Consider the following 22,888-nt stretch of genomic DNA (forward strand, 5'->3'; position numbering starts at 1 on the left):
CGGGGCCTTCCGGGCGTGCGGCGGGGCTAGTCCGGCTGGATCCAGGCGACCTGGATGCGCTGCTGGCCGAACTTGCGGGTGACCAGCGTGCCCCGGCCGGGCGGCTGCGGCGACGGCTTGAGGGTGCCCACGATCGCGCCCTCCTCCTTCGAGCCGGAGCCGACCATGATCGGGGCCGAGATCTCCTTGAGCTTGCCCAGGATCGGGTCGTACATGGCGCGCGACGCGCCACCCATCCGGCGGACCGCGATCACGTGCAGGCCGACGTCCTTGGCCTGCGGGATGAACTCGGCCAGCGGCTGCAGCGGGTTCTGCGCGCCCTGCGGGGCGACCAGGTCGTAGTCGTCCACGATGACGAACAGCTCCGGGCCCTTCCACCAGGAGCGGTTCTTGAGCTGCTCCTGGGTGACGTCCGGGCCGGGCAGCCGGCCGGTCATCGAGCCGCGCACGTCCTTGACCATGTCGGTGAGCTGCGCCGAGGACACCGCGTAGGCCAGCAGGTGGTCGGTGTCGACGAAGCCGAGCATGGTGCGCCGGTAGTCGACCAGCAGGATCAGCGCCTCGGACGAGGTGTAGCTGGTCATGATGCCGCGCACGATCGTGCGCAGCAGGTTGGTCTTGCCCGACTCGCCGTCGGCCAGGCACATGAAGTGCGGGTCGGCGTCGAAGTCCAGGTAGACCGGCGCCAGCTCGTCCTCGTTGACGCCGACCGGCACCAGGTGCCCCCGGTTGGGCCGCAACTGCTGGACCTGGCCCATGAAGTCGCCGTACTGGAGCAGGTCGGGCAGCAGCCGGACCTGCGGGGCACGCCGGCCGCGCCACGCGGCCGACACCTTGGCGATCATGTCCTGCACGCCCGCCGCCACCGTCTCCGGGTCCGAGGACGCGTCCACGCGCGGCAGCGCGGTCAGGAAGTGGAGCTTCTGCGGCGACAGGCCGCGCCCCGGCCGCCCGGCCGGGATGTTGATCGCGACCTTGCGGTCCACGTCGGACTCCGACGGGTCACCCAGCCGCAGCTCGAACCGGGTGCCGAGCAGGTCCTTCATCGCCGGGCGGATCTCCGCCCACCGGTTGGCCGCCACCACCACGTGCACGCCGTAGGACAGGCCCTGCGCCGCCAACGCCTGCACCTGCGGCTCCAGCGTCTCGAACTCCTGCCGGAAGTTCATCCAGCCGTCGACCACCAGGAACGCGTCGCCGAAGTCGTCGTCGCGGATCTCGCCGCGCCGCTTGCGGTTGCGGAACTCGACCATCGAGTCGATGCCCTGCGCCCGGAACCGGAGTTCGCGCTCCGCGATCAGCCCGGACAGCTCGGCCACCATCCGGCGCGCCTTGTCCACGTCCAACCGGGACGCGAACCCGCCCACGTGCGGCAGGTTCTCCAACGCCGCCAGCGTGCCGCCACCGAGGTCCAGGCAGTAGAACTGCACCTCCTCGGCGGTGTGCGTCAACGCCATCGACGTGATCATCGTGCGCAGCATCATCGACTTGCCCGACTGCGGACCGCCCACGATCGCACCGTGACCGGCCGCGCCCGAGAAGTCCGCCCACAGCAGGTCGCGGCGCTGCTCGAACGGCTTGTCCACGACACCCAGCGGCACCTGGAGCTTGCCGTTGGAGAAGAACCCCGGCGAGGTCAGCCCCCGGTCCTCGGTCGGCTGCAGCGGCGGCAGCAGCGTGTCCAGCGACGGCGGCTCGTTCAACGGCGGCAGCCACACCTCGTGCGCCGGGGGACCTTGCCCCACCAGGCGCTCGACGATGACCTCCAGCTCGCTGGGCTCGTTGCTGTCGTCCTTCTGCTTCTCCTGCTTGACCGGCTCGACCGGCTTCACCGGCTCCTTGGGGATCTCCACGTAGTCCGGCACGAAGAAGCGCGGGCGCTTGTCGCTGGACACCACGGCCGAGGGCCCGGCCACCTGGATGCCGGCGGGCCGGTACGGGCCGGAGACGTAGAGCGCCTTGAACCGGGTCAGCGGCGAGCCCTGCACGCCCAGGTACCCCGAACCCGGGATGGGCGGCAGCTCGTAGGCGTCCGGCACGCCGATCGCGGCCCGCGACTCGGCGGCGGAGAACGTCTTGAGACCGATCCGGTAGGACAGGAACGTGTCCAGGCCGCGCAGCTTGCCCTCTTCGAGGCGCTGCGAGGCCAGCAGCATGTGCATCTGGAGCGACCGGCCGACGCGGCCGATCTGGAGGAAGATGTCGATGAAGTCCGGCTTGGCCGTCAGCATCTCGGAGAACTCGTCGATGCAGATGAACAGCGCGGGCAGCGGGTCGAGGTCGGCGCCGTTCTCCCGGGCCTTCTCGTAGTCCCAGACGTTCTTGTAGTTGCCCTTGGCCAGCACTTCCTGCCGCCGCGACACCTCGCCCGCGATGGCGTCCTTCATCCGGTCGACCAGGGTCAGGTCGCCCGCCAGGTTGGTGATCGTCGCGGCGACGTGCGGGGCCTTGTCCAGGCCGAGGAACGTCGCACCGCCCTTGAAGTCGACCAGGATCATGTTGAGCGAGGTCGAGGAGTGCGTGGCCAGCAGGCCCAGCACCAGCGTGCGCAGGAACTCGGACTTGCCGGAACCGGTCGCGCCGATGCACAGGCCGTGCGGGCCCATGCCCTCCATGGCCGCTTCCTTGATGTCCAGCTCGACCTGCTGGCCGAACTCGCCGATGCCGAACGGCACCCGGTAGCGGTCGCGCACCGGCCGGGGCCGCCACGCCTGCTGCACGTCGAAGGTCAGCGGGTCGCCCTGCAGGCCCAGGAACTCGATCAGCGGCGGGTTGTTGGACATCGACAGCGGGTCCTCGTCGCTGCCGCCCGCCTCGACGCCGCCGACCCGGTACGGGGCGATCCGCCGGGCCAGCGCCTCGGCCTCGACCACGCTGAGCCAGTCCGGCCCGCCGAACCACTCGACGCCGCTGGCGCTGCGCGCGCCCAGCTTGCCGTCCTCGATGACCAGCCGCAGGCCGCGCCGCGCGGTCAGGTTGCCCAGCGACTCGGACAGGTCCAGCAGCGTGACGCCGACCAGACCCTCCTCCAGGATGATCTGCTCCTCGCGGGTGACGTCGCCGTCATCGATCAGGATCACGATGTGCGGCTGGTCGGCGGGCGGCGGCGCGTTGCGGGTGAACCGCTGCCGGTCGCGCAGCTGCTCGTCGAGCATCTGCTCGACCTCGGTCAGGGAGCCGGCCATCATCCGCATCTGGCCGATGCCGTCCACGATGTTCGGGTGCTGCACGTGCGGCAGCCACTTCATCCACTCCCACTGGGCCTTGGTGCGGCCGGTGGTGACGACCGCGATCAGCAGGTCGTCCGGGGAGTGGAAGGTGGCCATCTGGGCCAGCAGCGCGCGGGCCAGGCCGCGCTTCTCCTCGATCTCGCCGAGCAGGCCGACGGCGGCGAAGCCGCGCAACGCGATCGAGATCGGCAGCTCGGGGACCAGCGAGTGGGCGCGCACGAACCGGCGCAGCGCCAGCGTCGCGATCGGCTCCAGCTCCTCCACCGGGCCGGTCTGCGGCGGCACCAGCCGGGTGGCCAGCCGCTGCGAGCCGCGGCCCGCGCGCAGGTGGCAGAAGTCCGGGTCGTTCTGCCGGCGTTCCCACATCCGGCGGGTGGTGGCCAGCGACCACAGCATCTGCGGGTCGGGGTGGACCCACTCGCGCTCGGCGCGCTGCTCGTTGGCGGCCTCGCGGGCCCGGTCGCGCATCTGGCCGAGGTAGCGCAGGTAGTCCTTGCGGTCCTCGTTCATCTCGGCCTTCTTCTGGCCCTTGCCGGAGCCCATGCCGCCCGCCATCATGCCGATGGTGGAGATCATCATCATGCCGGGCATGATCATCGCGGCGGGGTTCTTGTTGCTGTAGCTGAACATCAAGACCATCATCCCGACGGATGACACGATCATGACGGCCGGCATCGCCTTCATCATGACGTTGCCGGGGATGACCCGGGGCACCTCGGGCGGCGGTTCGAGGTGGACCTCACCGCCCGGCGGACGGGGAGCAGCGAGGCGTGCCGTGCGCTTGAACTGCAACGTGCTCACCTAACAGGCACCTCTTCACACTCTCGAACCCAACGCACGCGGGGGTGCGCCCACCAGTCGCAACCGACACTATGGCGCATCGGGAGAACGGGCGGCGGTGGGTCCGGCAAAATCGCCGTCGAACGTGTTGTGCCGAACCGCCCTGTTGAGACACCCGTTGAGGCCATACTTGGGGCCGCCCGAGGGGCCTCCGAGCAGACCAATAGGGTCGACGCGGCCCACAAGCACACGAGCAATCAGGACTTAGGGGGCGCTGGTGGCGACCGGTACGACGGTGTTCAGCCGGGTGACGGTGGTTGCGCCGCGAACGCGTATCGACGTCGCGCTGCCCGCCGACGTCGCGGTGGCCGACCTGCTGCCGATGCTGCTGGACATGGCCAAGGAGGCCACTCCGGACGGCGGCGTGCGGCACGGCGGCTGGACCTTGGCCAAGCTGGGCGACAGCCCGCTCGACCCGAGCCGCACGCTGGCCTCGCTGGGCGTGGTGGACGGCGAGCTGCTCCAGCTGCGCAAGCGGAACGAGAACCCGCCACCACCGCTCTACGACGACGTGGTGGACGCGATCGCGGAGTCCGACCCGGACAGCTTCCGGCCGTGGACGAAGGACACCGCCCGCCGCTACGGCCACCTGGCCGGCGCGCTGGCGCTGATCGCGGCGGCCGTGGCGGTGCTGCTGGCCGGCCCGCTGGTCGGCGGCAACGGCCTGTGGCCGGCGATCTGCGCGGGCGCGACGGCGATCGTGGCGCTGGCGGCCGGCGCGGTCATCGCGCGGTCCTACGACGCGACCGGCACGGGCGTGCTGATCGCGGCGGCGGGCGGCCTGCCGATGGCCTACGTGGCGGGCCTGTACACCGTGCCGGGCGAGATCGGCCGGCCGAACCTGCTGCTGGCCAGCGTGCTGGTGCTGATCTTCGCGTCGGCCGCGATCCTGCTCATCGGGCGCGGCATCACGGTGTTCATCGCGGCGGCCACGGCGGGCGCGCTCAGCGGCATCGCGTTCCTGATCGGGATCTTCGTCGACCACCCGGTGGTGGGCATCGCGGCGGCGACCGCGGCGGTGTCCCTGGCGGCGCTGTCCGCGCTGCCCAGGCTCACCATCCAGCTGGCCAAGCTGCCGCTGCCGACCGTGCCGGGCAGTGCCGAGGACCTCAAGGAGGACACCGGCTTCCCGGAGTACGCGGTGATCGAGCGGCGCACCGCGAACGCCCACGAGTACCTGACCGGCATGATCATCGGCTGCGGCGGGATCGCCGCGGTGTTCTCGGTGATCGCGGCCGGCGACGGCACGGTCTTCGGCCCGATCCTGGCGGTCGTGGTGGCCCTGGTGCTGATGCTGCGCGGCCGGGCCTACGCCAACGGCGCGCAGGCCGTGGCGCTGCTGGCGTCCGGCATGGTCGCGGGCGCGGGCGTGCTGCTCGGCTGGCTGGTCGAGTCGAGCGCCGCGAACCGGCTGCTGTTCGTGTTCGGCACCCTCGTGGTGGTCGGCGCGGGCGCGCTGGTGCTCGGGGTGATCTTCCCCAACCAGAAGTTCTCCCCGGTGCTGCGCCGCACGGTCGACGTGCTGGAGGCCATCCTGATCGCCGCGGTGCTGCCGCTGGCGCTCGCCGTGATGGACCTCTACGTCGCCATGCGCCAGCTGATCCCGGCCTGACCGTCATGAACCGCACCGCACGCGGCATCGCCGCGACGGCCGCCGTGGCGCTGATCCTGGTGACCGGCCCCGGCGCGTGGGCGCAGGAGCCCACGTCCGCCGCGCCGACGCGGCCGAACTCGGTCCCGCCGCCGGTGGACCTGGGCAAGTTCCTCAAGCCGTTCAAGCCGCCGGCCGAGGACGTCAACTACACGCAGAGCAAGCTCTGCTTCCAGTCCAACACCGGCAACCAGCCGATCCCGAACAAGCCCTGGGGCCAGATGCAGCTGCGCCTGGAGGAGGCGCACCGCTTCGCCACCGGCGCGGGCGTGAAGCTGGCCATCATCGACACCGGCGTCAACGCCGGGCACCCGAGGCTCAAGGGCCGGGTGACCTCCGGCGGCGACTACGTCGAGACGGAGAAGGGCGGCACGACCGACTGCGACGGCCACGGCACCGAGGTGGCGGGCGTGGCGGCGGCCAGCCGGGACGAGCAGACCGGGTTCATCGGCGCGGCGCCCGAGGCGGAGATCATCGCCTACCGCCAGACCAGCGACCACTTCAAGTTCGACGACCCGGCCAAGGTGGACAACCGGTCGTCGGCGGGCAAGGTGCGCACGCTGGCCGAGGCCATCGTGGCCGCCGCGACCGCCGAGGCCAAGGTCATCAACATCTCGCTGACCTCCTGCGAGCAGCCGCACGAGCCCAGCGACCAGGAGCGCGAACTCCAGGCCGCGATCCAGTGGGCGGTCGACGAGAAGGACGTCGTGATCGTCACGGCCGCGGGCAACATGGGCACCGACGGCAAGGGGTGCAGCGTCCAGAACGACAACCAGAACGTCGACACGGTCAACGTCATCGCCTCACCGCCGTGGTACGCGGACAACGTGCTGTCGGTGGCGTCGATGAGCCAGACCGGCGTGGTGTCGACGTTCTCGGTGTGGGGCCCGTGGATCAGCGTGGCCGCGCCCGGCGAGGACATCACCACGCTGGACCCGGCCGGCGAGGGCCTGGCCAACGTGCACGTGGACGAGCGCGGCGCGCCCAGCCGCATCCAGGGCACCAGCTACGCCTCGCCGTACGTGGCGGGCGTGGCGGCCCTGGTGCGCCAGCGCTTCCCGAACCTGAGCGCGCGCCAGGTGATGGACCGGATCAAGGCCACCGCGCAGCACCCCGGCAACCCCGACGGCCGGGACCACAAGGTCGGCGCGGGCATGATCAACCCGGTGGCCGCGCTGACCGCGGAGCTGCCGTCGGAGAAGGGCCAGAAGCCGGGCAACCCGGAACAGGTGATGACCAACCTGGACCCGATCAACCCGCCCGACCACACCCCGCTGATCGTGGCGCTGTCCGGGACGGGCGCGGCCGTGACCCTGCTGCTGCTCACCCTGTTCACCGTCCACACGGTCAACCGCAACCGGGCCCGCCGGGTGGCGGCCCCGGTCAAGCGCAGCGTCATCTGACGCCACCCCGAACGCGGAACGGGCCGCACCTCGCGAAGAGGTGCGGCCCGTTCCGCGTTCCGCTCCCGCGCGCCGGGGTCAGTCGTCTTCGCCGAGCACCTGGGGCGCGGTCTTCTTCGGCTTGCCCAACAGCTCCTCGGTGGAGCCGGTGATGCGGACCTTGGACTTGTGCTCCTTGTCCCCGCCCTGCTGGCCACCGCCGGCACCGGCCATGCCGCCCATCATGCCGCCGCCCATCGCGCCACCGGCCGCGCCGGTCGCCGCACCGCCGCCACCGGCCGCCGCGGCGGGCCTCGACGCGGCCTCGGACGGCTGGGGGTCCTGCACCATCGCCGCCCCGCCGGGCGCGAGCTGCGGCTCGGGCGTCACGCTCGCGGGCACGCTCCCGCCACCGCCGACGCTCCCGCCACCGCCGGGCGTGCCACCGCCCCCGACACCGCCACCGGGCGCGCCACCGCCGGCCTTGGACGCGTCACCGGCGCCACCGCCGGGCGCACCGCCCGCCACGCCACCACCGGCCGCGCCGGAGCCCGCGACCGCGCCACCCGCACCGGGGACGGCGGGAGCGGCGGGTTTGGGCGCGGTGTAGGACCAGTTCTGCTCGGGGTACTTGTGCTCCATCCGCACCTCGGCGAAGTCCGACGCCCCGGACACGCCGTCGCACAGCTTGAGGAACGCCTCCAGGATGTCCCGGACGGACTCGTACAGCTCCTTCACCGGGGCCTTCAGCTCGTCCAGCGCCTCGATCGCCCGCCGGTCGCCGTCCAGCGGCAGCGCCGCCGCGCTCGACACGGTGTCGGCGGCCTCGGCGAACACCCGCGACAGGTCCACGACGACGTCGCGGACCCCCTCGGCGGTCTGGTCCAGCGCGTCGCCCATGGCGTGCATCGCGTCGGACAGGTCGTGCCCGGCGAGCCCCACGGACTGCATGTGCGCCACGAACGAGTCGGCGTCCTTGCCCTGCCACGCCGAGTCCAGCCTGCCCAGCGGCTTGGTCAGGTCGCGGGTCACGTGCTCGGCGACCAGCCCGGCGGCGCGCCACCGCTCGGCCTCGTCGTGCAGGTCGTTCCACGACCCGACGACCGGGGTGAAGTACTCCTCGACCAGGTCCGGCACGCCGAGCCGGCGGCTGATCCCGGACAGGTACTCCAGCTCCGGCCCGACCTCGGCGGCGATCTGCCGCCCGTCCCTGCCCCGCACCACGCCCCCTACCGCCGGTCCGCGTTCTTGATCAGCGCGACGGCCTCGGCCTCCTGGGAGCCGTAGTGCTCGGCCACCTCGTGCAGCCCGTGCGCCGCGGCCGTGAGCACCTCGCACGCCCGGTCCAGCTGCCGGTTCAACATCGCGGCCGCGCGGCCGTACGCCTCGGCGCTGCGCAGCGCCCGGCCGATCTCGCCGAAGCTCTGCGCCCGCACGGGCTCGGCCCGCAGCCCGGCGCGGGCCCGGGACAGCTCCTCGGCCGCCTCGTCCACCCGCTTCGCGTACAGCTCGACCCAGCGCGCGTCGACCGCGATCCGACCGGTGCGCGCCGGGGCGGCGGGTCGTGACACCTCGTTCACCCGGACACCTCCTCCCGCTTCCGACGGTGTCCGGGGCACGGCGGTTCCGCCGAACGGGCGGACTCAGCCGCCGCTTGCCTTCTTCTGCTGGTCCTCGGGCAGCCGGCCGAGGTTCTTCGGCACCGGGATCGAGTCCCAGCTGCGCACCGCGTCGGTCCGGTTGAGCTGCGGGCCGTTGGGCAGCAGCCGCAGGATCGACTCCGGTCCCGGGGTGAACTGGTCGCCCAGCCCGAGCGCGCCGCTGACCACGGTGTCCGGGATGCCGTACTTCACGCCCCGCCCGGAGACCAGGTGGATGGGCCCGCTGCGGAAGTCCTGGGTGGACGTCGCCGAGCGCACCACGGCCGACTTGCCCGACGCCATCATGAACTTGCCGACCACCTCGCCGGTCGCGCCGACCTGGTTGATGTCGACCGCGACGGCGTCGGCGGGCACCGGCAGCGCCGGCGCGATGGTCACCTGGGTGTGCTGGGACCGGTTGTCCGCGTTGACGTTCTCGGCGCGCCAGTTCAGGCACACCACCCGGTTGTTCTGGTTGGGCTCCAGCACCTCCGGCACCTCGGACGGGTAGTCCAGGAAGTCCAGCTGCTGCGCGGGCTTGCGGGTGTCGATGCGGGCGATGTCGACCCGCTTCGCGTCCGCGCCCTGCGCGTAGGCGGCGCGGATCAGGTCGCCCGCCGCGCGGCTGATCTCCTGCAACGCGTCCTTGAGCGCCACGTAGAACACCGGGTCGGCACCCGTGCGGACGACCTCGATGACGTCGCCCACCTCCAGGTTCACCCCGTTGAGGTAGGTGACCGGGTCGCCCAGGCCCGGGATCTCCGGCGCGCGCAGCGGCTTGGCCTCGGGGATCGCGTTGAGCAGGCCGGAGCTGATCGCGCGGACGGTCTTGCCGCGCAGGTTCAGCGCGGTCTGCACGTCCGCCTTGGTCAGGTCCACCTTGGCCCGCACGGTCGAGGTCGAGGTGATCTTCGAGTTCACCGGCGACTTGTAGATCAGGTACGCCTGCTTGTCGTCGGTGCCGGTGCGCACCAGCAGCGCCTTGTTGCCGTCCAGCAGCTGGCCGCCGCTCATGCCCGCGAGGACCGTGGTCTCGAACTTGCCCTTGGCGGTGGGGTTGTTGAGCGTCTCGTCCAGGTCGAGCGTGTCGCACACCGACCACTCCGGACCGATCCGGTCCTCGGCCTTGGCGGGCAGCATGTCCGGGCCGTCCGGGATGCCGGTCAGCCGGCCCTTGGGCAGCTTGGACAGGGCCTTCTCGCTGACCAGCTTCGGCTCGCCGCCCGCGACCGCCGGCGCGGCGTTGACCTGCCCGGCCTGCGCGTCGCCGCCGCCGACCGAACCCTGGCCCTTGTCCGGGTTCTGCTGGTTGAGGATCAGCAGCCGCGCGGACGCCAGGTTCGTCATCGGGATCAGCTGCTCGGGGTCCTTGCGGACCACGTAGACCTGGCCGGTCTCCTTGCTGATCGCGATCTGCGTCTCACCGTCGATCTTCGGGTCCGGCGAGAAGAAGCCGAACACCAGGAAGGCGATCAGGCCGATCACGCCGAGGATCACGCCCACCGCTGTCGCCCGCGAGTGCGTGCGCATCGGGTCGTGCAGCATCACCGCGTCTCTGCGCACCAGCGCGGACTGCATCCGGCGCAGCACGAAGCGGTATGCCTGGACCTGTGACTTGGTGGTGGGTGTTGATGCCATTCGAGGCTCGCTGCTCTCCCAGTCGCGGTACGGTCTGCACGATAGCCGGACGGCGGGTGGCGCGTGTGCGGGTTGGTCAGACCCGGTAGGTCCGCCCGCCGAAACGCCGACGGAAAGAGAACCAGATCGGATGTCCGTGACCACCCCACATCCGGGCCCGCCCAACCCTGCCATGGCGCGCGCGCAAGCCGCCGGGGGCGCTGTGCGCGCCGCGCTGCTCCGGGCGCGTCGCCGCGCCACGGGGGCCAGTCTCGGCTCGCTCCCGGTCGCCAACCTGGTGGTCCTGGAGGTCGGCGTCGCGGTCGGCCTGATCCTGCTCGCCATCGGGACGACCGGTGACAAGATCGCGCCCGCCCTGCTCTACACGGCGGGCGGGATCGTGCTGGTCGCGCTGATCCTGGCGTTCACCCGCTCGCGCGGCCGGTGGCTGACCCAGTGGATCGGCCTGATCATCCGCTACAACTTCCGCGGCCACTCGCGCACCGCCAAGCGCTCCGGCCCGGTGGAGATGAAGCCGCCGTCGGAGGAGGAGACCTCGGTCATCGGCGCGGAGGACCCGAGGGTCGCCCTGCTGCGGCTGGCCATGCCGGACCTGGTGGTGGCCAAGGGCGTGGACCACGAGCGCCGCCCGCTGGGCATGGCCTGGCACCAGGGCGCGTGGACCGCCGTGCTGCTGGTCGACCCCGCGCCCGGCCTGATCACCGCCGTCGGCAGCGCGCCGGCCCTCCCGCTGGGCGCGCTCGCGCCGACCCTGGAGGACCGGGGCGTGGTGCTGGACGCGATCTCGGTGATCTGGCACTGCTACCCGGGCAGCGCCGCGCTGCCCTCGAACTCCCCGGCGCTCAACTCGTACATGGAGGTGCTCGGCCCGCTGCCCGCGGCGTCCCGGCGCACCACGTGGATCGCGGTCCGGCTGGACCCCAAGCGCTGCGCGGCGGCGATCCGGGAGCGCGGCGGCGGCGTCGTCGGCGCGCACCGGGCGCTGATCGGCGCGCTGTCGCGGGTGCGCAACGCGCTGGAGTCGGCGGGGGTGGCGATCCGGCCGCTGGACTCCGACGAGCTGATCCGGGCCGGCATCTCGGCCGCCGAGCTGACCTCGGTGGCGGGCTCGAACAACTCGGTGTCGCTGCGCGAGAAGTGGTCCGGCGTGACGGCGGGCGGGGTCGGCCACGCCTCCTACGCCATCACCGGCTGGCCCGCCAAGGGCATGCGGAACAACCTGAACGCGCTGACCGGCGTCCGGGCGCTGTCCTCCACGCTGTCCATGACCATCTCGCCGAGCAGCGAGCAGGGCCAGGTCGGGCTGCGCGGCATGGTGCGGGTCTCCGCCCGCACGCCGTCCGAACTGGACCGCGCGGACGACCGGCTCAAGGCGTTGTCGGACAAGCTGGACATCACCCTCACCCCGTTGAACGGCCTCCAGGTCGCGGGCCTGGCCGCCACCCTGCCGCTGGGAGGTGTCGCGTGACGAACTCGCGGCTGCTGGACACCCGCGGCCAGGGCCGGGGCGTGGCCCCGGAGTTCCTGGTCTCGCCGCAACTGCTGGACGTGGTGTCGCCGTCGGGCGACCGCGGCGGCATGGTGCTCGGCTCGGGGCTCAAGGGCGAGCCGCTGACGATCTCCGTGCTGCGCTCCGCCCCGACCCGCATGGTCGTGGTCGGCGGGCTGTACCTGGCGCGGCAGATCGCGTTGCGCGCCATGGCGACCGGCGCGTGGATCACCATCGCCACCGGCCGGCCGCAGGCGTGGCAGCCGGTGGTGCGCGCGGCGGGCTCCGGCCAGGACGGCCGCCCCTCGCCGCTGGTGCAGCTGCGCCGGCTGAGCCCGGTGGAGCTGCCCCGGCCGTCCGAGGACAGCCCGCTGCTGGTGGTGCACGACGGCGGCCACGTGCCGCAGGAGCTGTTCCCGCCGCGCTCGCCGTGGCAGACCACGATGTACGTGCTGCCGTACCTGCACCCGCAGGCGGCCACCACCGCGAACACCGCGGACCTGGTGCTGTTGCAGCGCTTGCCGGTCGGCCAGGCCCAGTTGGCGAGCCAGATCTGGCGGCTGCCGCCGCAGATGGCGCACCAGCTCACCACGTTGAAGGACGACCAGGTGATCGCCCTCGGCGCGAACCTGTGGCGCCCGCTGCGCCTGGTGACCACCCCCGGTGAGCAGCAGATCCTGGGTGCCGTGCGGCGCGGCGACTGACCCGTAGCCCGTGTTCCGAACTGTGCCCCGGACCGGCGGTCCGGGGCACAGTTCGTGCGCGGACGTCCAGTCACTCTCCGCAGCTATTCATTCACAGGGCGAATAAATTCTGTGGAGAGGCCATTCGTCGGATCTTGCCGGCGGGTTCTTGCCAGGGCACCTCGGAGCGAACTAGGAAGTGACTCACCGTGTCCGACCGGTTTCGGGGGACGAATCCGGCGGGGCACACCTTGCGAAGAGGGGAACCCCTGCCATGGGAGACGCTCACACGTCCAGACCGAAACGCCTGGCCGGTGTCGCACTGGCCACCGGCGCCGCGTTGGCGGTGTCCACCGCGTTGACCGGTTTCACCGCGACCGCCCAGGGCGACATCCGCGGCCTCGGTGCCGAGAACGCCGTGCAGGACAGCTTCATCGTGGTGCTCAAGGACGCGAACACGGCCGGCGTCGACGCGTTGAGCGCCAAGTACCAGGCGAACGTCACGCACACCTACACCAGCGCCCTCCGTGGTTTCTCCGCGACCATGTCCGAGGCGCAGGCCCGCAAGCTCGCCGCCGACCCGGCGGTCTCGTACGTGCAGCAGGACGCCGAGGTCAGGATCTCCGCCACCCAGTCGCCCACTCCGTCCTGGGGCCTGGACCGGATCGACCAGGCGGCGCTGCCGCTGGACAACTCCTACACCTACCCGAACGAGGGTGAGGGCGTCACCGCCTACATCATCGACACGGGCATCCGCTTCACGCACAGCGACTTCGCCGGCCGCGCCACCTCCGGGCGCGACACCGTCGACAACGACAACGACGCCACCGACTGCAACGGCCACGGCACGCACGTCTCCGGCACCGTCGCGGGCACCAAGCACGGCGTGGCCAAGAAGGCCAAGCTGGTCGGCGTCCGGGTGCTGAACTGCGCCGGCTCCGGCACCTACGCCGGGGTCATCGCGGGTATCGACTGGGTGACCGCGAACGCCGTCAAGCCGGCCGTGGCGAACATGTCGCTCGGCGGCGGCGCGGACGCCACCGTCGACCAGGCCGTCCGCAACTCCATCGCCTCGGGCGTGACCTACGGCCTCGCGGCGGGCAACGACAACGGCGCGAACGCGTGCAACAACTCGCCGGGCCGCACCGTCGAGGCCATCACCGTCGGGTCGACGACGAACACCGACGCGCGCTCGTCGTTCTCGAACATCGGCACCTGCCTGGACATCTTCGCGCCGGGCTCGAACATCACGTCGTCCTGGTACACCGACGACAACGCCACCAACACGATCAGCGGCACGTCGATGGCGACCCCGCACGTCGTCGGCGCGGCGGCGGTGTACCTGGCGGCGAACCCGACGGCCACCCCGCAGCAGGTGCGCGACGCCCTGGTGAACGGCGCGACCAACAACGTCGTGGGCAACCCGGGCACCGGCTCGCCGAACAAGCTGCTGCGCCTCGTGGGCGACACCCCGCCGCCCACCGGCTGCCCGGCGAAGACCAACGCGACCGACGTGAACGTGCCCGACCAGGGCGTCGGCACCAGCACCATCACGGTGGCGGGCTGCGCGGGCAAGGCGGGCACGGCGGTGACCGTCGAGGTGCACGTCAAGCACCCGTACCGGGGCGACCTGTCGATCGACCTGGTCGCGCCGAGCGGTGCGCTCAAGCAGCTCAAGGTGCAGAGCGGCGCGGACGGCGCGGACAACGTGGACGCCACGTACACGCTCAACCTCGCCACCGAGAACGCGAACGGCAACTGGCAGCTGAAGGTCCGTGACTGGTACGCCCAGGACACGGGCTTCATCGACAGCTGGACGATCGACCTGTAACACCTCGCGGACCGACTCCGCGCACAGCGGCCCCTCACCACCGGCCAGACGGTGAGGGGCCGCTTCACGCCGCCACCCGGTTGGTGGACCAGGGAACACCGGGGTCAGCGTCGAGCCGAGAGGTGGGAACCGTGCCCGCAGCACCGGAGCACGGGTACGAGCCGCACCAGGACCAGCCGTACCCGGCGATCGGCCCGCACACCGTCGAGGACTGGGTGGACCTGCCGCAGACGGCGGACGGTTCACGCATCGAACTGATCTCGGGGTACCTGCACGCGACTGCGCCACCACCCGGCAAGCACCAGTACGCCGCGACGCGACTGGTGCGACCGCTGGAGGACGCACTCGACGCCGCGGGACGTCCGGACCTCTTCCTGGTCACCACGGTGAACATCGAGACCTCCACCGTGTTCCGGACCGCGATGATCCCGGACCTCGCGATCTTGAACCGCGCGCCGGCCGAGGTCGGCTTCCCCGCCGAGGCGTTGGCGCGCCTACCGCCTCGACAACGGCAAGTACGTCGAGGAGAACGTCCTCAAGCCCGGCGACGTGTCGACCGTCACCGCCGCCCCGGTCCCGGTCGCGTTCGACCCCGCCCGCCTCGTGCTCTAAGCCGCAGGGGTGTTGCACTGGGCCTTGTCCGCGCACGCGCGCAACGCCTCCAGGACCCGGGGCCACGTGCAGTTCGGCTCGGTGTCGCGGTTGTGCTCCGCGATCCGGCGCCGCTCGTCGTGGTCGCCCGCGAGCCGCACCACCCCGCCCACCAGGTCGTCGGTCAGCACGCCCTCGACGCCGTCGCGCACGAAGTCCGTGACGCCGGTCCCCGGCCGGGCCACCACCGGCACGCCCGCCGTGCGGGCCTCCAGCGTGGCCAGCCCGAACGCCTCGGCCACGGTCGGGTTCACGAACACGTCCGCGCGGGCCAGCAGCCGGGAGATCCCCGCCCGGTCCAGCCGACCCGGCAGCGACACCCAGTCCATCCCGTGCCGCCGCAGGTAGCGCCGCATCGACGCCATCTCCGGCCCGTCGCCGGCGATGGTCGCGCGCAGGTTGCCGACCTGCTGCTGGGCCTCCCGCAGCACCTCCAGCAGCCGCATCGGCTGCTTGCGCGAGGCCAGCCGCCCCACCGACACGACGTGCACCCGGCCGTCCGCCCGGTGCTCCACCCCGCCGCGCCACTGCACCGGCGTGATCCCGTTGGGCACCACCGACACCTCGACGCCCGGCAACGCCGCGCGCATCCGGTCGGCCGCCGCCGTGCTCACCGCGCCCAGCACGAGCGGGGTGCGGGTCCAGCCGCCCACCCGGTCGAGCCAGCGGTACGCGCGCTGCACCGACGGGTCCCACATGCTGTGCACCACGGCGACCGTCGGCAGGCCCTGCCGCAGCGCCGCGCGGATGCCCGACCACGCGAACGGTGAGATCGCGCCCACATGCGCGTATACGACGTCCGGCCGCACTTCGGACAGGATTCGATCAATGTGCTTGCCCGCGCGCGGGTGCACTGGCAGGTTCCACGGCAAGCGCATGGCGACCCGGTGCACCCGGTACCCCGGCGGCTGGTCGGCCAGCCGGGTCGCGGTCACGACGTGCACCTGTTCGCCCGCCGTGCGCTGTGCGTCGGCGAGGCCGGCGACCTGCACCTCGATCCCGCCCAACCGCGGGAGGAAGCAGTCGGTGACGTGGATGATCGACACATGGACTCCCGTCAAGCCGCCGAACAGACCAACTGACACTCTTACACCTGTGAGCCGTACCTGCGTGTTCTTCCACGCCCACCCAGACGACGAAGCCCTGCTGACCGGCGGGACGATGGCCCGCCTCGCCGCGGAGGGGCACCGGGTCGTGCTCGTCGTGGCCACCGCGGGCGAGCGCGGGCTGGCGTCGGACCGGCACGACCTCGGCGCGGTCAGGACACGGGAGGCCCACGTCTCGGCGAAAGCCCTGGGTTGCTCACGTGTCGAGTTTCTCGGCTACGAGGACTCTGGTCTGGACGGTTCGACAGGATTCGCCCAGGCGGACGTGTCGGAAGCGGCCGGACGCCTCGCGGAACTGCTCCACGAGGAGAAGGCCGACCTGCTCACGACGTACGACCCGACCGGAGGATACGGGCACCCCGATCACGTCCAGGTGCACCGGGTCGGCGCGCTGGCCGCGGAGCTGGCAGGCACACTGAGGGTGTGGGAGGCGACGGTCGACCGGACTCTGCTGCTGCGCGGGCTGCGCCTGGCGCGGCTCGTGCGCGACTTCGACCTGACTCCGTTCAAGTCGGCCTACACGCCTCGCGAGGAGATCACCCACAAGGTCAACGTACGCCGCTACATGGACCAGAAGCGGGCGGCGCTGGCCGCGCACGCGACGCAGACCACGGGCGGCGAGGACCCGCGCACCCTGACGGCCCTGCTGAGCCTGCCGAAACCGCTGTTCCGGCTGGTGATGGGCACGGAGTGGTACGTGGAGCGCAAACGCTTGCGAGCCCGGTGACCGCGGTCTCGGAGGAGGCCGGGGCGCACCCCGCCGCACCCGCGCCCGCCCGGCGGTCCGGCCCCCGGTGGCGCACCTGGCTGCGGCTGGGCGCCTCGGTCGCCTCGCTCGCCCTCGCGGTGTGGCTGGTCGTGGTCCTGGTGCCGACCGTGAGCGGTGTCGACTGGACGTCCATCGGCGACCAGATGTCCGACGTCGGCCCGGTCGCCCTGCTCGGCCTCACCGCACTGTGGCTGGCGGGCCTGTGGGCCTACACCTACGTGCTGACCGGCTCGATGCCCGGCCTGCGCAACACCCAGGCGTTCAGCCTCAACGCGGCGGGCAGCGCGGTCAGCAACATGCTGCCCTTCGGCGGGGCGGCGGGCGTCGCGGTGACGGCGGTGATGGCGGCGAGCTGGGGCCACTCCGCCCGCGCGATCACCACGTCCACGATCGTCAGCGGCCTGTGGAACGCCCTGGGCCGGGTCGCGCTGCCGCTGGTGGCGCTGGCCATCCAGGGCGCGGCGGTGTTCGGCCAGGGGGTCCTGGCGGCCACGCTGGGCACCGCTGCCGCCCTCGCGGCGGTGGTCATCGGGCTGACCCGCCTGCGGTGGCTCAGCGGCCTGCTCAAGGGCCGCGCGCGCCGGTTCGTGGTGCGGTTGCGGCGGCAGAACGCGGCGGTCGTCCGCAACGGCTGGTCGAAGATGACCCTGGGCATGGTCGCCTACCTGGTCCTCCAGGCCCTGCTGCTGTGGTGCTGCCTCGCGGTGACCGGCACCGAGCTGTCGCTGCCCGCGCTGATCGCGGCGTTCGCGGTGAGCCGGCTGCTGACCCTCGCGGTGATCACGCCCGGCGGGTTCGGGGTCAGCGAGAACGGCACGATCGCGCTGCTGGTCGCCCTGGGCACGCCCGCCGCGCCGGCCGTGGCCGGGGTGCTGCTGTTCGCGGTGTTCACGTTCCTGGCCGAGATCCCGCTGGGCGGCGCGGCCTGGCTCAACTGGTCGGTCCGCCGCGCCCGCGCCGCGGGCTGACCGCGTCAGCCGCCCGGCGCGACCCGGACGTTGCGGGTGACCAGGGCCCGTTCGGCGAGCAGCGCGTCCGGCGGGTAGTCGACCCGCACCAGCGACAGCCCGTGCGGCGGCGCCACCGTCACCTCGCTCGACCGGGCCGTCAGCGACAGCAGCGACGCCGGCCACGTGACGGGCTTGCGCCCCTCGCCGACCGCCAGCAGCGCGCCGACCAGGCTGCGCACCATCGAGTGGCAGAACGCGTCGGCCGACACCGACGCCGTCAGCACGTCCCCCGCGCGCTCCCACGACAGCCGCTGCAACTCACGGATCGTCGTGGCACCCTCACGCCGCTTGCAGAACGCGCAGAAGTCCTGCTCCCCCAGCAACAACGCCGACGCGGCGTTCAGCGCGCCCAGGTCCAGCGGGCGCGGCCAGGCCAGGGTGTCCAGCCGCCGCAACGGGTGCGCGCCGAACGGGGCGTCCGTGACGCGGTACTCGTAGTGCCGGCGCAGCGCCGCGAACCGGGCGTCGAACTCGGCCGGCACCACCCGCGCGGAGAACACCCGGACGTCGGCGGGCAGCGCGCGGGCCAGCCGCCGGGGCAGCCCGGCCACGTCCACGCCGGCGGGCAGGTCGGCGTGCGCCACCTGGCCGGCGGCGTGCACCCCGGCGTCGGTGCGGCCCGCCACGGTCAGGCTCACGTCCTCGCGCAGCACCGTGGACATCGTGTCCTCCAGCACCCCGCACACCGTGCGCCGCTCCGGCTGGCGCGCCCACCCGGAGAACCCGGTCCCGTCGTAGGCCAGGTCCAGGCGCACACGAACGAGCCCGTCGCCCCCAGCGGGGACGACGGGCTCGGTGGCGGAGGAGTCCGTCAGGACTCGTCCTTCTTGCTCTCGGCCTTCGGCGCGTCGTCGGACGCGTCGGCGGCGGTCTCCTCGGCCTCGGTCGCCTCGGCGTCAGTCGCCTCGGCGGTCTCGGCCTCGTCCTTGACCTCGTCGTCCTTGACCTCGGCGGCCTTGGGGGCCTGGTCCTTGGCGAACTTGGTCTTGCGGGCGCGCTCCGCCTCGGAGGTGACGGTCTGCTCCTGCACCAGCTCGATCACGGCCATGGGGGCGTTGTCGCCCTTGCGCGCCAGCGTCTTGGTGATGCGGGTGTAGCCGCCCGGGCGGTCCGCGAACTGCGGGCCGATCTCGGCGAACAGCTTGTGCACGATGTCCTTGTCGCGGATGACCTTGAGGATCTCGCGACGGTTGTGCAGGTCGCCGACCTTCGCCTTGCTGATCAGCTTCTCGGCGTACGGGCGCAGGCGCTTGGCCTTGGCCTCCGTGGTCGTGATCCGGCCGTGCGTGAACAGCGACGTGGCCAGGTTGGCCAACATCAACCGCTCGTGGGCCGGAGAGCCCCCGAGACGGGGTCCCTTGGTGGGGGTAGGCATCGTATTGCTCCTCGGATTACTTGCTGATCCTCTGCTCCGGCCCGGCCGTTGACGGCCTCAGAGCTGCTCGGTCTCCGCGTAGTCCTGGCCGTCGTCGTGGCTGTCCACGCTCGTGTCCGCGCCCCAGCCCTCGGCGGGGTAGTCGGACGCGGCGGCCGAGGGGTCGAACCCAGGGGGGGAGTCCTTCAGCGCGAGGCCGAGACCGACGAGCTTCATCTTGACCTCGTCGATCGACTTCGCCCCGAAGTTGCGGATGTCCAGCAGGTCCGCCTCGCTGCGCGAGACCAGCTCGCCCACCGTGTGGATGCCCTCGCGCTTGAGGCAGTTGTAGGACCGGACGGTGAGGTCCAGGTCCTCGATCGGCATCGCGAACGCCGCGATGGTGTCGGCCTCGGCGGGCGACGGTCCGATCTCGATGCCCTCGGCGTCGACGTTCAGCTCGCGCGCCAGACCGAACAGCTCCACCAGGGTCTTGCCCGCGGACGCGACGGCGTCGCGCGGCGTGATGGAGGGCTTGGTCTCGACGTCGAGGATCAGCTTGTCGAAGTCGGTCCGCTGCTCGACACGGGTGGCCTCGACCTTGTAGGTCACCTTCATGACGGGCGAGTAGATCGAGTCGACGGGGATGCGGCCGATCTCGGCACCGGCCTGCTTGTTCTGCACGGCGGGGACGTAGCCGCGACCGCGCTCGACCACGAGCTCGATCTCCAGCTTGCCCTTGCCGTTCAGGGTCGCGATGTGCAGGTCGGGGTTGTGCACGGTGACACCGGCCGGGGGCACGATGTCGCCTGCGGTCACCGCACCAGGCCCCTGCTTGCGCAGGTACATGGTCACCGGCTCGTCCTCCTCGGAGCTGACGACCAGCTCCTTGAGGTTGAGGATGATGTCGGTGACGTCTTCCTTCACACCGGGCACGGTCGTGAACTCGTGCAGCACACCGTCGATGCGGATGCTGGTCACGGCCGCGCCGGGGATGGACGACAGCAGGGTGCGGCGGATGGAGTTGCCGAGGGTGTAGCCGAAGCCCGGCTCCAGCGGCTCGATGACGAACCGGGAGCGGGTCTCGTTGACCGCTTCCTCGCTGAGCGAGGGGCGCTGGGAAATCAGCACTGGGTTCTTCCTCTCTCAAACCCGACGACCGCTATTTGACGCCGGGAGTGCCGGTCGCGGAGACCGGCTAACGCGTGCGGCACACCATTCCGTGCCGTCGCGGGACCCGACTGGAGGGCGGCCCGGTTGCGGACCGCCCTCCAGGAGGATCACTTCGAGTAGAGCTCGACGATGAGCTGCTCGGTGACGGGCGTGTCGATCTGCGCCCGCTCGGGCAGCTGGTGCACCAGGATGCGCAGGTTGGACTGCACGACCTGGAGCCACGCCGGGATCGGGCGGTCGCCGAACGACGCACGCGCGGCCTCGAAGGGCAGCGTGGGCAGCGACTTCGGCTTCACGTCGATGATGTCGAACTTCGACACCCGGAAGCTCGGGATGTTGACCTTGTGGCCGTTCACGATGAAGTGACCGTGGCTGACCAGCTGGCGCGCCTGGCGACGGGTGCGCGCGAGACCCGCGCGGTACACCACGTTGTCCAGCCGCGACTCCAGGATCTGCAGCAGGTTCTCACCGGTCTTGCCGGTGCGGCGGACCGCTTCGTCGTAGTAGCGGCGGAACTGCTTCTCCAGCACGCCGTACGTGTAGCGGGCCTTCTGCTTCTCCTGGAGCTGGGCCAGGTACTCGGTCTCCTTGATCCGACCGCGGCCGTGCTGGCCGGGCGGGTAGGGACGGCGTTCGAACGCCTGGTCCCCACCGACGAGGTCGACCTTGAGCCGGCGCGAGATACGGGTAGCCGGTCCGGTGTAGCGAGCCATGAGTTCTTACTCCTCCCCGTGCCTCAGACCCGGCGCCGCTTGGGCGGGCGGCAGCCGTTGTGGGGCTGCGGGGTCACGTCCTGGATGGTGCCGACCTCAAGGCCGGCGGCCTGCAGCGAACGGATCGCGGTCTCGCGGCCGGAGCCGGGACCCTTCACGAACACGTCCACCTTGCGCATGCCGTGCTCGGCGGCCTTGCGGGCGGCGTTCTCGGCGGCCATCTGCGCCGCGAACGGCGTCGACTTGCGCGAGCCCTTGAAGCCCACGTGGCCGGCGGACGCCCAGCTGATCACGTTGCCCAGCGGGTCCGTGATGGACACGATGGTGTTGTTGAACGTGCTCTTGATGTGCGCCTGGCCGTGCGAGACGTTCTTCTTTTCCTTGCGCCGGACCTTCTTGACCCCGGCGCCCGTGCGGGACTTGGGTGGCATCTCTGGGTGATCTCCTACTTAAGTTCGCGAGGTCTTACTTCTTGCCGGCCTTCTTCTTGCCCGCCACGGTCTTCTTCGGACCCTTACGAGTGCGCGCGTTCGTCTTGGTGCGCTGCCCGCGGACGGGCAGGTTGCGACGGTGGCGCAGACCCTCGTAGCAGCCGATTTCCATCTTGCGGCGGATGTCGGCCTGAACCTCACGGCGGAGGTCACCCTCGACCTTGAAGTGGTTCTCGATGTAGTCCCGCAACTTCGCGAGGTCTTCGTCACCCAGGTCCTTGACACGCAGGTCAGGGGAGATCTCGGTGGCGGTCAGCAGCTCCTTCGAGCGCGTGCGACCAATGCCGAAGATGTAGGTGAGCGCGATCTCCATCCGCTTCTCGCGGGGGAGGTCGACGCCAGCGAGTCGTGCCATACGGCGCTTGCTCCTGTCGGTTTCACTCCAGGTCTGCTCCTCGCCCGATTCCGGGACTGACTCGCTGTGTCAGTGTCCGCCCGCTCTCGCGGTCGGTGTCCCGGCCCCGGCCTGGAGTCCGGGGGTGTGCCCGCGCACAGCGGTGCGCGGGCAGGTGCGAAGAGGCTTGCTGTTGTCGCGTCGGTTGAGGACCGCGACGGAGTGCTAGGTGCTGATCAGCCCTGGCGCTGCTTGTGGCGCAGGTTCTCGCAGATCACCATGACCCGGCCGTGACGGCGGATCACCTTGCACTTGTCGCAGATCTTCTTGACGCTCGGCTGGACCTTCACGCCTGAGCTCTCCTGCTGCTAGCCAGGTGTCCCCGAGGCATCGTGAACACCGTGGAGGTCACTTGTAGCGGTAGACGATGCGCCCGCGGGACAGGTCGTAGGGCGAGAGCTCCACGACAACCCGGTCCTCGGGGAGGATACGGATGTAGTGCTGGCGCATCTTGCCGCTGATGTGTGCCAGGACCTTGTGCCCGTTCTCCAACTCGACGCGGAACATCGCGTTGGGAAGCGGCTCGACTACGCGGCCCTCGACCTCAATGGCCCCGTCCTTCTTGCCCATGTCCTCCGCGTTTCGTGACGGTGGGTACTTCCTCTTGGGGTGCGGGCACGCGTGACCCCGACTCCTTCAAGGCCCTTGCGAACCCTGCCGGCCGTGACGAGACCGTCACAGGCATGGCGGAACCGGCGCTACGTGTGCGCCACCCGTCCATAGTACGCGTGTCGGCGGGTAACCCCAAATCGCCCCAGTTCGCGACCGGTTGCCGGGTGGCGGCGGGGTGTCCGCCGGGTGTCCGCGAGGTGTCCGGCCGGGTGTCGTGCGAGGTCCGGCGGG

The 22,888-nt window shown here is 71.4% G+C and carries 20 protein-coding genes; 7 read left to right on the top strand and 13 right to left on the bottom strand.

Features of this window, described 5'->3' with window-relative positions:
• Positions 1–26: 26 nt before the first annotated feature.
• A complete protein-coding gene (gene eccCa, locus AC0HI0_RS31480) occupies positions 27–4,031 on the bottom strand; it encodes a type VII secretion protein EccCa (protein WP_480927128.1) in 4,005 nt (1,334 codons plus the stop codon).
• 256 nt (positions 4,032–4,287) lie between these two features.
• On the opposite strand from eccCa, the gene eccD reads away from it, so the two are divergent.
• Both eccD and mycP read left to right on the top strand, forming a co-directional pair.
• The gene (gene eccD / locus AC0HI0_RS31485) at positions 4,288–5,682 is read left to right on the top strand and encodes a type VII secretion integral membrane protein EccD (protein WP_480927129.1); all 1,395 of its coding nucleotides are present in this window, start codon (positions 4,288–4,290) and stop codon (positions 5,680–5,682) included.
• 5 nt (positions 5,683–5,687) lie between these two features.
• On the top strand, positions 5,688–7,124 hold the full coding sequence (gene mycP / locus AC0HI0_RS31490; protein ID WP_480927130.1) for a type VII secretion-associated serine protease mycosin: 1,437 nt from the start codon (positions 5,688–5,690) through the stop codon (positions 7,122–7,124).
• A 78-nt stretch (positions 7,125–7,202) separates the two neighbouring features.
• On the opposite strand, the gene AC0HI0_RS31495 is transcribed toward mycP, so the two are convergent.
• The 3 genes from AC0HI0_RS31495 to eccB all read right to left on the bottom strand — a co-directional run bounded on the left by AC0HI0_RS31495 (position 7,203) and on the right by eccB (position 10,381).
• On the bottom strand, positions 7,203–8,324 hold the full coding sequence (locus AC0HI0_RS31495) for a WXG100 family type VII secretion target (RefSeq protein ID WP_480927131.1): 1,122 nt from the start codon (positions 8,322–8,324) through the stop codon (positions 7,203–7,205).
• 8 nt (positions 8,325–8,332) lie between these two features.
• The gene (locus AC0HI0_RS31500; RefSeq protein ID WP_480927132.1) at positions 8,333–8,683 is read right to left on the bottom strand and encodes a hypothetical protein; all 351 of its coding nucleotides are present in this window, start codon (positions 8,681–8,683) and stop codon (positions 8,333–8,335) included.
• A 63-nt stretch (positions 8,684–8,746) separates the two neighbouring features.
• On the bottom strand, positions 8,747–10,381 hold the full coding sequence (gene eccB, locus AC0HI0_RS31505; protein ID WP_480927133.1) for a type VII secretion protein EccB: 1,635 nt from the start codon (positions 10,379–10,381) through the stop codon (positions 8,747–8,749).
• Positions 10,382–10,553: 172 nt separating this feature from the next.
• Between eccB and eccE the strand changes: the two genes are divergently transcribed.
• From eccE to AC0HI0_RS31520, 3 genes are all read left to right on the top strand, one after another.
• A complete protein-coding gene (gene eccE, locus AC0HI0_RS31510; protein ID WP_480927134.1) occupies positions 10,554–11,849 on the top strand; it encodes a type VII secretion protein EccE in 1,296 nt (431 codons plus the stop codon).
• Complete coding sequence (locus tag AC0HI0_RS31515; protein ID WP_480927135.1) at positions 11,846–12,574, top strand: hypothetical protein; 729 nt, start codon at positions 11,846–11,848, stop codon at positions 12,572–12,574. The genes eccE and AC0HI0_RS31515 overlap by 4 nt, the downstream gene beginning before the upstream one ends.
• 253 nt (positions 12,575–12,827) lie before the next feature.
• Positions 12,828–14,384 carry a S8 family peptidase gene (locus AC0HI0_RS31520; RefSeq protein WP_480927136.1) on the top strand — a complete coding sequence of 519 codons (1,557 nt, stop codon included), beginning with the start codon at positions 12,828–12,830 and terminating at the stop codon, positions 14,382–14,384.
• A 608-nt stretch (positions 14,385–14,992) separates the two neighbouring features.
• Here AC0HI0_RS31520 and AC0HI0_RS31525 read toward each other — a convergent pair.
• The gene (locus tag AC0HI0_RS31525; RefSeq protein ID WP_480927137.1) at positions 14,993–16,081 is read right to left on the bottom strand and encodes a glycosyltransferase family 4 protein; all 1,089 of its coding nucleotides are present in this window, start codon (positions 16,079–16,081) and stop codon (positions 14,993–14,995) included.
• A 49-nt stretch (positions 16,082–16,130) separates the two neighbouring features.
• Between AC0HI0_RS31525 and AC0HI0_RS31530 the strand changes: the two genes are divergently transcribed.
• Positions 16,131–16,868, top strand: coding sequence for a PIG-L deacetylase family protein (locus AC0HI0_RS31530; RefSeq protein ID WP_480927138.1), 738 nt, complete (start codon positions 16,131–16,133; stop codon positions 16,866–16,868).
• Positions 16,865–17,878: a lysylphosphatidylglycerol synthase transmembrane domain-containing protein gene (locus AC0HI0_RS31535; RefSeq protein WP_480927139.1), complete on the top strand. Its 1,014-nt coding sequence runs from the start codon at positions 16,865–16,867 to the stop codon at positions 17,876–17,878. The genes AC0HI0_RS31530 and AC0HI0_RS31535 overlap by 4 nt, the downstream gene beginning before the upstream one ends.
• A 5-nt stretch (positions 17,879–17,883) precedes the next feature.
• Here the strand turns inward: AC0HI0_RS31535 and truA are convergent, their stop codons facing one another.
• The 8 genes from truA to infA all read right to left on the bottom strand — a co-directional run bounded on the left by truA (position 17,884) and on the right by infA (position 22,615).
• Positions 17,884–18,675, bottom strand: coding sequence for a tRNA pseudouridine(38-40) synthase TruA (truA, locus tag AC0HI0_RS31540; RefSeq protein ID WP_480927140.1), 792 nt, complete (start codon positions 18,673–18,675; stop codon positions 17,884–17,886).
• 56 nt (positions 18,676–18,731) lie between these two features.
• A complete protein-coding gene (gene rplQ / locus AC0HI0_RS31545) occupies positions 18,732–19,295 on the bottom strand; it encodes a 50S ribosomal protein L17 (protein WP_480927141.1) in 564 nt (187 codons plus the stop codon).
• A 57-nt stretch (positions 19,296–19,352) separates the two neighbouring features.
• Positions 19,353–20,405: a DNA-directed RNA polymerase subunit alpha gene (locus AC0HI0_RS31550; protein ID WP_480927142.1), complete on the bottom strand. Its 1,053-nt coding sequence runs from the start codon at positions 20,403–20,405 to the stop codon at positions 19,353–19,355.
• A gap of 149 nt (positions 20,406–20,554) precedes the next feature.
• Positions 20,555–21,160, bottom strand: a complete 606-nt coding sequence (gene rpsD, locus AC0HI0_RS31555; RefSeq protein ID WP_015105235.1) for a 30S ribosomal protein S4 — start codon at positions 21,158–21,160, stop codon at positions 20,555–20,557.
• 23 nt (positions 21,161–21,183) lie between these two features.
• On the bottom strand, positions 21,184–21,591 hold the full coding sequence (gene rpsK, locus AC0HI0_RS31560) for a 30S ribosomal protein S11 (protein WP_015105236.1): 408 nt from the start codon (positions 21,589–21,591) through the stop codon (positions 21,184–21,186).
• Between the two features lie 34 nt (positions 21,592–21,625).
• Positions 21,626–22,006 carry a 30S ribosomal protein S13 gene (rpsM, locus tag AC0HI0_RS31565; RefSeq protein WP_480927143.1) on the bottom strand — a complete coding sequence of 127 codons (381 nt, stop codon included), beginning with the start codon at positions 22,004–22,006 and terminating at the stop codon, positions 21,626–21,628.
• Between the two features lie 215 nt (positions 22,007–22,221).
• Positions 22,222–22,335, bottom strand: a complete 114-nt coding sequence (rpmJ, locus tag AC0HI0_RS31570) for a 50S ribosomal protein L36 (RefSeq protein ID WP_010148647.1) — start codon at positions 22,333–22,335, stop codon at positions 22,222–22,224.
• 58 nt (positions 22,336–22,393) lie between these two features.
• On the bottom strand, positions 22,394–22,615 hold the full coding sequence (gene infA / locus AC0HI0_RS31575) for a translation initiation factor IF-1 (RefSeq protein WP_005166804.1): 222 nt from the start codon (positions 22,613–22,615) through the stop codon (positions 22,394–22,396).
• Positions 22,616–22,888 lie beyond the last annotated feature (273 nt).

It is taken from the genome of Saccharothrix sp. NBAS 001 (genome assembly GCF_056640475.1).